Consider the following 12421-nt stretch of genomic DNA (forward strand, 5'->3'; position numbering starts at 1 on the left):
GCATCGGGCGGGGCCGCCACCGGCTCCTCGCCGGCCTCGACCGCCGGCACCGCCTCGCAGCTCAGCACGCGGTAGAGGTCGGCGCTGCGCAGGGCCATGATGTCGGACATGCCCTGACGGGACGACATGGCGTTCAGGTGATCCGACATGCGCTCGAACAGGGCGCCTTCGCGGTGGGACGAGACGAAGGCGATGTCGAGCAGATATTGCCGGCCGCTCCGCCCGTCGACCACGATCAGCGCCGCCGTGCCCCGGTCGCGGACATTGGCCGAGGTCTTGGTGAAATACTGGTTGGACAGGGCGACGTGATCATCGTCCACGTAATGGACGTGGGAGAGATAGGAAATATTGGGCACGCCCGCGGCGTCGACCGTGGCGATGATCGAGGGGATCACCCCCTCGAAACAGGCGTGGAGGTCCCGCAGGGGTACGCCGGTCAAGGCCGCGGCTCCAGCCGGCTGCCGGCGCGGGGACCCGGCGTCTGCACGAAGACGTCGGTCGGACGATAGCGCAGGCGATAGAGGTCGCTGTCGGTCAGCCAGAAGCGGATCTGCCCCTCGGTGACGCCGAGCGAGGTCAGCAGCCGGTGGATCTGGCGATGATAGGCGAGGGCGACGGCCCGGTCGTCATCGGTCGCGGGCGCGATCATCTCGACCACGCCCTTGACCTGATAGGTGCGGTAATCGTCCGGCGCGACGAAGGTGGCGGCCAGCGGATCGCCGGGTGACAGATTGCCGATCAGGCGGGGCCATTGCGCCCGCGAGACCATGGTGTCGAGCAGACGACCGCCCTCGGCCCCTCGGGTGCCGACGCCCCGGCCGATCGCGGGGTGATGGCTCTCGTTCCGCGAGGCGAGCACGGTCATGACCGCCCCCTCGACGAAGTCAGCAATGGCACTGTCGATCACCCCTGGTCTCCCGGCCGACCCCCGAGCGACAAGATTAGCCGATAGCGCATTTTTAGGAAAAGCGAACAGCGCTTAGGAGCCATTTAGGAAGCGGTGGTCCCGGACGTGGCCTATCTGGTGGGGCATCGCAACCGCCACCCGTCGGGGGACAAGATGCCTGCTCAACCGCGTTATGATTTCTATGGTCCGATCCACAAGGGTCTGCGCCTCGGCCTTTCCCATCTGCTGCTGCGCCTCGGCAGCCAGGATTTCGCCGATCCCGCCGGGACGGCGGATCTCCTCGCCGATCTGCGCGCCCAGCTGACCCTGTCGGCCGCCCACCTCGAACACGAGGAAAGCCAGCTGCACAAGGCGCTGGAAGCCCGCCTGCCGGGCGCGGCCCGCACCCTCGAGGATCAGCACCGCGGCCACCAGACCCGCTTCGCCCAGCTGGCCCGGCTGATGGCCGCCCTCGAGACGGCGCCCGTCGCGGAACGTCCGGCCCATGGCCATGGCCTCTATCTCGCCTTCTCGGCTTTCGTTGCCGAGGACTTCCATCACATGCACGAGGAAGAGACGGTGACGGGGCCGGTCCTGCGGCACCTCTTCAACGACGAGGAATTGCAGGCGATCGAGATGACGATCATCGCCAGCCTGACGCCGGAAGAAAATATCGCCTACATGCGCCTCATGCTGCCGGCCATGACCCCGGCGGAACGCGCCGGCCTGCTGGCGGGCATGAAGGCCGGCGCCCCGGCCGAAGCCTTCACCGCCGTCATCGAACTGGCGGCCAAGCCGACCCTGAAGGCGCGGGACTTCGACCGCCTGGCGGGCGAGTTGGGGATTGCGGCGTAAGGAGCCTGACGCTCCCTCTCCGCCCTCTGGGGGGAGAGGGTCGGGGTGAGGTGGGCCGGGAGGGTGTGCGGGCGTTTCAGGACAGCGTTTCCCTCCTCACCCAACCCTCTCCTCCCAGGAGGAGAGGGCTTTTCTTCCTCCTCGTCCCCGGAACTTATGCCTTCTCCCCCGCCGGGATTTCGACGGTGCCGAGGGCATCGGCGAGGCGGTGGGTGGCGGAGCCGCGGCGTTTCGGCACCGGCTGGCCTTCGCCGGGTGCCCAGCCCGACAGGGTGACGATCTCGAAGGTCGCGGGGATGCGGCCGTCCGCATCGGCGAAACGGTCGCGATATTCCTCGGCGAGGGCGAGGATCGTTGCGCGCCGCAGGGGCTGGCGGCGCCGGGCGGCGAGGGCGTTCTGCTCGCCCATGCCGCGCAGGTCGCGCATCAGGCCGAAGACATCGCCGTAAGTGACGGTGATCGTCTCGAGGTCGACCACCGGCATGGCGAAGCCGGCGCGCTGCATCAGGCCCGCCGCGTCGCGCAGGTCGACGAAGGGCGAGACATGGAGCGAGGCCGCCCCTTCCACCTTCGCCTCGGCGGCGAGGAAGGCCTGACGCAGCTCGGTCAGGGTGCCGCCACCGATCAGCGAGGCGACGAAGAAACCGTCCGGCTTCAGGATGTCGCGGATCTGGATGAGGGCGCCCGGCAGGTCGTTCACCCAGTGCAGGGAGCCGGCCGAGGCGACGAGATCGAAGCTGCCCTCGGCGAAAGGCAGAAATTCCTCGTCGGCGGCGAGGGCAAGGCCGCCGGCCCGCCGCGCCATGGCGGACGACAGATCGGCGGAGACGAGTTGATCGATTCTGCCGGTCGGGCCGAGCAACCGGCCCAGCACGCCGTCGTGGCAGCCGAGGTCGAGGGTGAGGGGGAAGCGGCGGTTGATATCCTCGACCCGGTCGATCATCCGTTCGGCGATTTCGCGGAACAGGAAATCATGGGCATCGAGACCGGCGGCGGCGCGCGTCCGGTGGCGGGCGACGGCGCTTCGGTCGAAGACGAGAATATCGTCCGGGGCATTGGTGGGGGTGCGGGAAGAGGCTGCGGGCATGGCCCTGATATGGCACGATGGCGCCATGATCGCGAGAGGGATGCGGGACCATTTTCGGCGGGGCTTCACCGGCCTCCTCGATTTCGTGTTGCCGCCGGCCTGCCTTGGCTGCGATGCCCCCGTGGATGCGCCCGGGCGCCTGTGCCCGGTGTGCTGGCCGAAGATCGCCTTTATTTCCGCCCCGCAATGCACCTGCTGCGGCCTGCCCTTCGAATTGCCGGTGCCGGCGGGCACCCGCTGCGGCGGCTGCATCGCCCATCCGCCGCCCTTCACCGTGGCGCGGGCTGCGGCACGCTATGGCGGGCCGATGCGCGACCTGCTGCTGCGCTTCAAACATGCCGACCGATTGGATCTCGCCCCCAGCCTCGCCCGGCTGATGGCGCAGGCGGGGGCGGAGGCATTGGCGGGGGCCGACGCGCTGGTGCCCGTGCCGCTGCATTGGCGACGGCGCTTGACCCGGCGCTACAACCAGTCGGCCGAGCTGGCGCGGGCGATCTCCCGCATCGCCAAGGTGCCGGTGCTGGCGCAAGTCCTCGTCCGCGCCCGGCCGACGCCGCCGCAGGGACGCCTCGGCCGGCTGGCGCGGCTGCGCAATGTCGTCGGGGCCTTCTCGGTGCCGGCGGTGGCGAAAGCCAGCATCGCCGGGAAACACCTCGTCCTCGTCGACGATGTGCTGACCACGGGCGCGACCGTCTATGCCTGCGCCCGGGTGCTGAAGGCGGCGGGGGCGGCGCGGGTCGATGTCCTGACCGCGGCGCGGGTCATTCATGACGGCGACGGGGGTTGAGGATCCTTTCGCACTGCATCACGTTAGTAAGGAGCACTCGCAGGAGATCCGCCGTGACCGACGTCACCATCTATACCACCCAGATCTGCCCCTATTGCTACCGGGCGAAGCAGCTGTTGCAGTCGAAGGGCGTTGCCTACACGGAAATCGACGTTTCCATGGATGCGGGGCTGCGCCGGGAAATGACGGAAAAGGCCGGCGGCCGGCGCACCGTGCCGCAGATCTTCATCGGCGCCACTCATGTCGGCGGCTGCGACGATCTTTATGCCCTTGATCAGGCGGGCCGGCTGGATACGCTTCTCGCCGCCAACTGATCCGGCCGGAGTCGCCATCCCATGTCCGTCTTGCGCGTTGCCTGCGTCCAGCTTTGCTCCGGGCGCGATGTCGCGGCCAATATCGAGACCGCCTCGCGGCTGATCCGCGCGGCGGCGGCCGACGGCGCGAAGCTGGTGGCGACGCCCGAGATGACCTCGCTGATGGAGCGGGACAAGCGGGCGATGCGGCCCAAGGTGCGGACCGAGGCCGAGGACGCGGCGCTCGCCGCCTTCCGGGCGCTGGCGGCCGAACTGGGCATCGATCTTCTGATCGGCTCCCTGCCGATCGAGCTTGGCGAGGCGCGGCTGGCCAACCGCGCCTTCCTGATCGGCCCGGACGGGCGGATCAAGGCCCGCTACGACAAGATCCACATGTTTGACGTCGACCTGCCGGAAGGCGAGAGCTTCCGCGAAAGCGCCGGCTATCGCCCGGGCGAGGTCGCGGTGCTGGCCGATGTCGGGGATGCACGGCTCGGGCTCACCATCTGCTACGACATCCGCTTCGCGCCCCTGTACCGGCGGCTGGCGCAGGCCGGGGCCGATATCATCGCCACCCCGGCTGCCTTCACCAGGGTCACGGGCGAGGCCCATTGGCACGTCCTGCAGCGCGCCCGCGCGATCGAGACCGGCAGCTTCATCATCGCCCCGGCCCAGACCGGCACCCATGACGATGGCCGCCAGACCTTCGGTCATGCCCTGATCATCGATCCCTGGGGCCGGGTGCTGGCCGATGCCGGCACCGAGGTCGGCTATGTCGTCGCCGATCTCGACCTGTCCGAAGTCACCACGGCAAGGGGCCGGATCCCCGCGCTTCAGCACGACCGGACCTTCGAGGGGCCGTGATGCGCTTCATCCCGCTGCTCGGCGCGCTGCTGGTCGTGGCCGTCAACCCGGCGGCATGGGCTTTCGATTGCGCCAAGGCCAAGGCCCCGGTGGAGCGGGCGATCTGCTCGGATCCCGCGCTCAAGGCCGCCGACGACGACATGAGCGCCGCTTATGCGGCTTTACGGGCCGCCGCGGACGATGCGCAGCGCGAGGCCTGGCGCGGCGACCAGCGCGACTGGATCGAGCGGCGGGACGGCATCTGTGCCGCTTATGATCAGGGACAGGACGTGAGTTTCGACATCGCCTGCCTCAAGCGCCTGACCGAGGCGCGGACGCGGGAATTGTCGGCGACGCCCGAGACCACGGGGCAAGGGGCGCCGCGCTTCCTGCCGGTGCTGACGAGGGTCGCGGATGACGCGGCGCAGATTTCCGTCTCGATCCTGCGGCCGCGGGCGGTCGACCCCGCCCTTGCCGACCTCAACGCGGCCCTCGACGAGGCGGCGGATGCCAGCGAAGCCGATATCGGCGCCGGCGAGGGGCCTTACGGCCGCGTCGTGTCCTACCGCATCCTCTATGCCTCGGCGCGTTTCGTCTCGGTCTTCTTCGATATCTACGAATATACCGGCGGCGCCCATGGCATGGGCTATGGCCGGGCGGTGAATTTCCTGCCGGCGGCGGGCAAATCCCTCGATTTCGACGATTTCATCGACGAGGCGGGGCGGAAAGCCCTGATCCCCCTGTGCCGGGCCAGCATCGCCGCCGAGAAGCGCGAACGCGGCGTGCCGGAAGAGCTGATCGCGCCGTCCCTGACCGACGATGCGCTGGACGATGGTATCGCCGTCCTGCCGGCCTGGAGCTTCGACACCAAGGGCGCGCGCATCCGTTTCGACGCCTATGCCCTCGGCTCCTATGCCGAAGGCGCCTATGACTGCACCATCGGCTGGTCGGCGCTGAAGCCCCATCTGAGGCCGGGCGCGCCCCTTCCCTTCGATTGATCACCCCTTGCCAAACGGCGGGCGGCTTGTCACATCAAGAGCATGATCGTTTATGACCTCAGCTGTTCGGCCGGCCACGTCTTCGAGGCCTGGTTCAAGGACAGCGCCACCTATGAGCGACAGGCCCGTCAGGGCAAGGTCGTCTGCCCGACCTGCGGCGTCACCACGGTGACGCGCGGGCCACAGGCGACGCAGGTCGCGACCGGCGTTACGCGCGACCGTTCCGTCAAGGCGTCCGAGAAACAGGCGGAAATGCGCGCCGCCCTGCGCGAGCTGCGTTCAGCGGTCGAGAGCAATCTCGAAAACGTCGGCAGCAATTTCGCCGAGGAAGCCCGCAAGATCCATTACGGCGAAGCCGAGGCCCGCGGCATCTACGGCGAAACCACGGTCGAGGAAGCCAAGGCCCTCGACGAGGAAGGCGTGCCGGTCGCCCGCATCCCCTGGATCGACCGGGAAGACGCCTGAACGTCCGTCAGGCCGGCCTGACGGCGAAAGCCATGTAGTTCACATCGACATCCCGGCCGAGGCGCCATTCGCCGCTCAGGGGATTGTAGGAGACGCCGGCGTAGTCGGTGATTTCCATGCCGGTCTGGCGCAGGGCCGCTGCCAGCTCGCTGGGGCGGACGAATTTCTGATACTTGTGGGTGCCGCGCGGTAGCCAGCCGAGGACATATTCGGCGCCCACGATGGCGAGGGCGAAAGCCTTCATGGTGCGGTTCAGGGTCGCGGTCACCATGACGCCGCCCGGCTTCACCATGGAGGCGCAGGCCGCCATGAAGAGGTTCAGGTCGGCGACATGCTCGACCACTTCCATGTTGAGAACGACATCGAATCGCTCACCCGCCGTCGCCAGGTCTTCCGCGCTGGTATGGCGGTAATCGATGGCGAGGCCCGACTGCAGCGCGTGCAGGGCCGCCACCTTCACATTCTTTTCCGCCGCGTCGGCGCCGACCACCTCGGCGCCCAGCCGGGCCATGGGTTCCGACAAAAGCCCGCCGCCGCAACCGATGTCGAGGAAGCGAAGCCCGGCGAAGGGTTTCGTGTCCGCCTCATTACGGCCGAAATGCGCCCCCAGTTTGCCGCGCAGATAGGAAAGGCGCGTCGGGTTGAACTTGTGCAGCGGTTTGAACTTGCCGTTCGGGTCCCACCATTCGTCGGCGATGGCGGCGAACTGGGCGACTTCGGCGTCGTCGATGGTGGTGCGTTTCGCTGTTTCGCCTGACATGGACTTTACCTCTTCGTCGCCTTGCCATCCGATCTGGATGGGCGCCTTGCCTAAGGACCTGACGGGGGATATGTATACGCGCCTTTTACGGCCGGCCAGCCCCAAGCTCGCAGTCCGGCCCCGAGTGAGAATAGATCTGGAGTAGCACGCGCATGGCCCGCCTGGTCCTGAAATTCGGCGGCACTTCCGTCGGCAACGTCGAGCGCATCAAGAATGTCGCCCGCCGGGTGAAAGCCGTCGTCGATGCCGGCAACGAGGTCGCCGTGGTCGTCTCGGCCATGTCGGGCGAGACCAACAAGCTGGTCGGCTATTGCCGCGATATCGCGCCCCTGCATGACGCGCGCGAATATGACGCGGTGGTCGCGAGCGGCGAACAGGTGACGGCCGGCCTCCTCGCGATCGCGCTGCAGGAACTCGGTGTCTCCGCCCGCTCCTGGGCCGGCTGGCAGATCCCGCTCGAGACCGACGGCGCCCATGGCTCCGCCCGGATCGAGCGGATCGATACCGCCGAGATCGAGCGCCGGATGAAGGAAGGCCAGGTCGCGGTGATCGCCGGTTTCCAGGGCATCGGCCCGGACCATCGGATCACCACGCTCGGCCGCGGCGGCTCGGACACGTCGGCGGTCGCGCTCGCGGCGGCGATGAAGGCCGATCGCTGCGACATCTATACCGATGTCGACGGCGTCTACACGACCGATCCCCGCATTGTCGAGAAGGCCCGCAAGCTCGACAAGATCACCTATGAAGAAATGCTGGAAATGGCCTCGGTCGGGGCCAAGGTCCTGCAGATCCGCTCGGTCGAGATGGCGATGAAGCATCGCGTCCGCGTGCAGGTCCTCTCCAGCTTCGAGGACAAGCCCGGCACGCTGGTTGTTGACGAGGAAGAAATCGTGGAACAGGAACTCATTTCCGGCATCGCCTACAGCCGCGACGAAGCCAAGGTGACCGTGCTCAAGGTCGCGGACCGGCCGGGCGTCGCCGCCGCCGTCTTCGGTCCGCTCGCCGATGCCAATGTGAATGTCGACATGATCGTCCAGAACGTCGCCGACGACGGCAAGACGACCGATGTCACCTTCACCGTCGGCAAGGCGGATCTCGCCCTCGCCATCAAGGTGCTGCAGGACAACCGCGAGCAGATCGGCTTCCGCGACCTGCATACCGACGGTAACGTGGCCAAGATTTCGGTGATCGGCGTCGGCATGCGCTCCCACGCCGGCATCGCCCGTCAGATGTTCACGACTCTGGCGGACAAGGGCATCAACATCCAGGTGATCTCCACCTCGGAAATCAAGATCAGCGTCCTCGTCGCCGCGGAATACACCGAGCTTGCGGTTCGTGCCCTGCACACGGCCTATGGTCTCGACGCGGTCGCCTGACCGCCCGCACCGATTCGGACCTTACAGAATGAAGGTGGCGTTATGACCCATACGGCCGGCGGACTCGAAGTCCTGAACCGACTGTGGCAAAGGGGCCGGGACTTCCTCGGCACCGAAACCGCGATCATGGGCGGCGCCATGTCCTGGGTGTCCGAGCGGCATCTGGTCGCCGCGATCTCGAACGCGGGCGGCTTCGGCGTCCTCGCCTGCGGCGCCATGTCGCCCGAGCTGCTCGAGAAGGAAATCGCCGGCACGCAGGGCCTGACCGGCAAGCCCTTCGGCGTCAACCTGATCACCATGCATCCGCAGCTCGAGCAACTGGTCGATGTCTGCATCGCGGCGAAGGTCGGCCATGTCGTCCTGGCCGGCGGCCTGCCGCCCAAATTCGCCATCGACAAGGTGAAGGCCTCGGGCGCCAAGGTGATCTGCTTCGCCCCGGCGCTGGCCCTCGCCAAGAAATTCGTCCGCTCCGGCGTCGACGCGCTGGTGATCGAGGGCATGGAAGCGGGCGGCCATATCGGCCCCGTTTCGACCGCCGTGCTGGCGCAGGAAATCCTGCCCGAGATCAGGGAGATTCCGGTCTTCGTCGCCGGCGGCATCGGCCGGGGCGAGGCGATCGTCATGTATCTCGAACTCGGCGCCTCGGGCGTGCAGCTCGGCACCCGTTTCGTCTGCGCGACGGAATCGATCGCCCATGCCAATTTCAAGAAGGCCTTCATCCGGGGCGCTGCCCGCGACGCCATGCCCTCGGCCCAGCTCGACCCGCGTTTTCCGGTGATCCCGGTTCGCGCCTTGCAGAATCAGGGCACGCGCCGCTTCATGGAAATGCAGGCCGATGTGGTCGCGCGCTTCAATCGTGGCGAAGTGGACAAGGACGCCGCCATGCTGGAAATCGAGCATTTCTGGGCGGGCGCCCTGCGCCGCGCGGTGATCGATGGTGATGTCGAGAATGGCTCGCTGATGGCGGGCCAGTCGGTCGGCATGGTGACGCGCGAACAGCCGACGGCGGAGATCATCGCCCAGCTGGTCGATCAGGCCGCCGCCGCGCTCGATGCCCGAATGTCGCTTCACGCGGTGGCGACACCGGCACCGCTGAGGGCCTGATGGCGATGGGCGCTGTCGGTGGCCCCCGTGCCCTCCTTCGGCGCCTGCGTGAAGTCATGGCGGGGCCGGGGTCGGCCCAGGATCGTCTCGATCGCATCGTGCGCAACATCGCGGCCAACATGGTCGCCGATGTGTGCTCGATCTATCTGATGCGGGCGGGCCGCCGGCTCGAACTCTTCGCGACCGAGGGCCTGAACCCGGACGCCGTCCACAAGGCGACCCTGCGGGTGGGCGAGGGCCTGGTCGGCACCATCGCCGACACGGCGCTGCCGCTCAGCCTGCCGGACGCCCAGTCGCATCCCAAATTCGCCTATCTGCCCGAGACCGGCGAAGAGATCTATCACTCGCTGGTGGGCGTGCCCATCATCCGGGCCGGCCGCGTGGTCGGCGTTCTCGTCGCCCAGAACCGCACCATGCGGGAATATGACGAGGACGAGATCGATGTGATGCAGACCATCGCCATGGTCCTCGCGGAACTCGTGGGGCAGGGCGATCTGGTCGATCCCGCCGAATTCTCGGAGAGCGAGGCGCGTCGGCGCGAACCCTATACCTATGACGGCGTCGGCCTCGCCGAAGGTCTCGCCATGGGTGTCGCGGTGCTGCACGAGCCCCGCGTCGCGGTCGAACGCCTGATCGCCGAGGATGCCCAGGCCGAGATGAACCGGCTCGGCGTCGCCATGGCCTCCTTACGCAAGCGGATCGACGCCATGCTGGCGGATCAGGACATGGTCCCGGCGGGCGAGCACCGGGATGTGCTCGAAACCTATCGCATGTTCGCCCACGACCGGGGCTGGCGCGAGAAGATCGAGGAGGCGATCCGCTCGGGCCTCACCGCCGAGGCGGCGGTCGAGCGGGTGCAGATGGAAACCCGCGCCCGCATGGGCCAGATCACCGATCCTTATCTTCGCGAGCGCCTGTCGGATCTCGAGGATCTCGCCAACCGGCTGATGCGCCATCTCGCCGGCAAGACCGAGACGGCGGCCGGCGACGTCCTGCCCGAGGAAGCGATTCTCGTCGCCCGCAGCATGGGGCCGGCCGAATTGCTGGACTATGATCGCAGCCGCCTGAAGGCCGTCGTGCTGGAGGAAGGGTCGCCCACCAGCCATGTCGCCATCGTCGCCCGTGGCCTCGGCATTCCCGTCGTCGGCGGCTGCGAGCGCGTGCTGGAGCGGGTGGAGCCGGGCGACATCGCCGTCGTCGACGGCGACACCGGTCAGGCCATCTTCCGGCCGACACCGGAAGTCGCCGCCGCATTTTCGGAAAACCTGCTGATCCGGGTGGAGCGCAAGGCGGAATACGCCGCGCTGCGCGACATGCCGGCGACCACCACGGACGGTATCGACGTCAAGCTGTTCATGAACGCGGGCCTGACCGTCGATCTGCCCCATCTCGACGAGACCGGGGCGGCCGGCATCGGCCTGTTCCGGACCGAGCTGCAGTTCATGGTCTCCTCGACCATGCCGCGTCTCGCTGCCCAGATCGAGCTTTACGCCCATGTCCTGAACGCGGCCGGCGAGAGGCCGGTGATCTTCCGTACCCTCGATGTCGGTGGCGACAAGGTCCTGCCCTACATGGTCGGCCAGCGGGAAGAAAACCCGGCGCTGGGCTGGCGGGCGATCCGCCTCGTGCTCGACCGGCCGGCCCTGCTGCGCTACCAGCTGCGCGCGCTGCTGATCGCGGCGGGCGGGCGCACGCTGTCGGTCATGTTCCCCATGGTGGCCGATGTCGCCGAATTCCGTCAGGCGCGCCAGATCCTCGAGGTGGAGCGCCGCCGGCTGGAGCGCATGGGCCAGACCCTGCCGGTCAGCATAAGGGTCGGCACCATGCTGGAAGTGCCGGCGCTCGCCTATCAGCTGCCGGCGCTGCTGCCGCTCGTCGATTTCATCTCGGTCGGCTCCAACGACCTGCTGCAGTTCTTCTTCGCCGCCGACCGGGGCAATCCCAAGGTCTCGGGCCGTTACGACCTGCTGGCCCCTTCGGCGCTGAAGCTGCTGCGCGATGTCTGCGCCGCCTGCACGGCGGCGGGGGTTTCGATTTCGCTCTGCGGCGAAATGGCCGGCCGGCCGCTGGAGGCGATGGCGCTGATCGGTCTCGGCTTCCGCTCGATTTCGATGAACGCGGTCTCCATCGGCCCGGTGAAGGCGATGCTGCGCAGCCTCGACGTCGGTCAGTGCCGCGCCTATATCGACACGCTGATCGAGGGCCCCGATCGTACCCTGCGCGGCAAGCTGGAGAGTTTCGCCCGCGATCACGGCGTGCGCATCTAGACCTGCGGACTTGGCGCAACAACGTCGCGTTAACCGGCGGATCGGGTGTTAACCGAGTTGCGTTAGATCGGCGACCTTCTTATGGTGACGGCAGATTTCCTGAACGTAGTGGCAGCTTCCCGATCGGCCGACTAGAGGAAGCCCCCGGGCCCATTTCGGTACATGCGTATCGGCCGGGGGGTTGCGAGAGTTTCGATGGCACTGGGCAAACGTAAGCCGTATCTGGTTTCTTCCGACGAGCAGCACTTCGTGCCGCCGGAGGAGGGGCTTCATTACATCGGCGTTGGCGCTCAGCTGCGCGACGCGCGGTTGTCCTATGGCCGGACGACGGCGGAAATCGGCCAGGTCCTGCGCCTGAAGCCGGCCCATCTCGATGCGCTCGAGAGGGGCGAGATCGATGGCACCCCGGGGCTGACCTATGCCCTTGGCTATCTGCGCTCCTACGCCCAGTTTCTCGGTCTCGACGGTGAAGCCGCCGTCCTTGCCTTCAAGGCGGAGCTGAACCGCGAACCGGAAAACCGGCCGCTGGTCTTTCCCGCGCCGGTGCAGGAGGCGAAATTCCCGACCGGGCGTGTGTTGTCGCTTTCGGTCGTGCTCGCCGTGCTGGTTTACGGCGGCTATTATTATATCTCGCGCTCGAACACATTGCCCGCCGAGGAGGTCCCGGCGGTGCCGGCCGAACTGGCCGCCGCGCCCGAGG

At 67.6% G+C, this 12421-nt stretch carries 14 protein-coding genes; 10 read left to right on the forward strand and 4 right to left on the reverse strand.

Features of this window, described 5'->3' with window-relative positions:
- Positions 1–440: pyridoxamine 5'-phosphate oxidase family protein (locus WAZ62_RS10390; RefSeq protein ID WP_422643453.1), on the reverse strand; the 440-nt coding region annotated here is incomplete at its 3' end.
- Positions 437–907 (reverse strand): hypothetical protein, encoded by a 471-nt coding sequence (locus tag WAZ62_RS10395; protein WP_422643454.1) that lies wholly within the window; start codon positions 905–907, stop codon positions 437–439. The genes WAZ62_RS10395 and WAZ62_RS10390, both read right to left, overlap by 4 nt.
- A gap of 153 nt (positions 908–1060) precedes the next feature.
- Between WAZ62_RS10395 and WAZ62_RS10400 the strand changes: the two genes are divergently transcribed.
- Positions 1061–1741 carry a hypothetical protein gene (locus WAZ62_RS10400; protein ID WP_422643455.1) on the forward strand — a complete coding sequence of 227 codons (681 nt, stop codon included), beginning with the start codon at positions 1061–1063 and terminating at the stop codon, positions 1739–1741.
- A gap of 154 nt (positions 1742–1895) precedes the next feature.
- Here the strand turns inward: WAZ62_RS10400 and WAZ62_RS10405 are convergent, their stop codons facing one another.
- Positions 1896–2828: a methyltransferase domain-containing protein gene (locus WAZ62_RS10405; protein WP_422643456.1), complete on the reverse strand. Its 933-nt coding sequence runs from the start codon at positions 2826–2828 to the stop codon at positions 1896–1898.
- Between WAZ62_RS10405 and WAZ62_RS10410 the strand changes: the two genes are divergently transcribed.
- The 5 genes from WAZ62_RS10410 to WAZ62_RS10430 are packed head-to-tail and all read left to right on the forward strand — an operon-like array spanning position 2827 to position 6214.
- Complete coding sequence (locus tag WAZ62_RS10410; RefSeq protein ID WP_422643457.1) at positions 2827–3615, forward strand: double zinc ribbon domain-containing protein; 789 nt, start codon at positions 2827–2829, stop codon at positions 3613–3615. The two genes, WAZ62_RS10405 and WAZ62_RS10410, sit on opposite strands and share 2 nt — an antisense overlap.
- 53 nt (positions 3616–3668) lie before the next feature.
- A complete protein-coding gene (grxC, locus tag WAZ62_RS10415; protein ID WP_422643458.1) occupies positions 3669–3929 on the forward strand; it encodes a glutaredoxin 3 in 261 nt (86 codons plus the stop codon).
- Between the two features lie 21 nt (positions 3930–3950).
- On the forward strand, positions 3951–4772 hold the full coding sequence (locus tag WAZ62_RS10420) for a carbon-nitrogen hydrolase family protein (RefSeq protein WP_422643459.1): 822 nt from the start codon (positions 3951–3953) through the stop codon (positions 4770–4772).
- Positions 4772–5749, forward strand: coding sequence for a lysozyme inhibitor LprI family protein (locus WAZ62_RS10425; protein WP_422643466.1), 978 nt, complete (start codon positions 4772–4774; stop codon positions 5747–5749). The genes WAZ62_RS10420 and WAZ62_RS10425 overlap by 1 nt, the downstream gene beginning before the upstream one ends.
- Before the next feature lie 42 nt (positions 5750–5791).
- Positions 5792–6214: a DUF1178 family protein gene (locus WAZ62_RS10430; RefSeq protein WP_422643460.1), complete on the forward strand. Its 423-nt coding sequence runs from the start codon at positions 5792–5794 to the stop codon at positions 6212–6214.
- A gap of 7 nt (positions 6215–6221) precedes the next feature.
- Here WAZ62_RS10430 and ubiG read toward each other — a convergent pair whose 3' ends face one another.
- Entirely contained in the window at positions 6222–6974 is a 753-nt protein-coding gene (gene ubiG, locus WAZ62_RS10435; protein ID WP_422643461.1) for a bifunctional 2-polyprenyl-6-hydroxyphenol methylase/3-demethylubiquinol 3-O-methyltransferase UbiG, read from the reverse strand.
- 152 nt (positions 6975–7126) lie between these two features.
- Between ubiG and WAZ62_RS10440 the strand changes: the two genes are divergently transcribed.
- The 4 genes from WAZ62_RS10440 to WAZ62_RS10455 form a co-directional block, all read left to right on the forward strand.
- Positions 7127–8350 (forward strand): aspartate kinase, encoded by a 1224-nt coding sequence (locus WAZ62_RS10440; RefSeq protein WP_422643462.1) that lies wholly within the window; start codon positions 7127–7129, stop codon positions 8348–8350.
- 42 nt (positions 8351–8392) lie between these two features.
- A complete protein-coding gene (locus WAZ62_RS10445; protein WP_422643463.1) occupies positions 8393–9454 on the forward strand; it encodes an NAD(P)H-dependent flavin oxidoreductase in 1062 nt (353 codons plus the stop codon).
- Entirely contained in the window at positions 9454–11721 is a 2268-nt protein-coding gene (gene ptsP, locus WAZ62_RS10450) for a phosphoenolpyruvate--protein phosphotransferase (RefSeq protein ID WP_422643464.1), read from the forward strand. The genes WAZ62_RS10445 and ptsP overlap by 1 nt, the downstream gene beginning before the upstream one ends.
- Positions 11722–11916: 195 nt before the next feature.
- On the forward strand, positions 11917–12421 hold a 505-nt coding region (locus WAZ62_RS10455; protein ID WP_422643465.1), incomplete at its 3' end, for a helix-turn-helix domain-containing protein.

This window comes from Zavarzinia sp., assembly GCF_049306435.1.
Taxonomy (GTDB): Bacteria; Pseudomonadota; Alphaproteobacteria; order Zavarziniales; family Zavarziniaceae; genus Zavarzinia.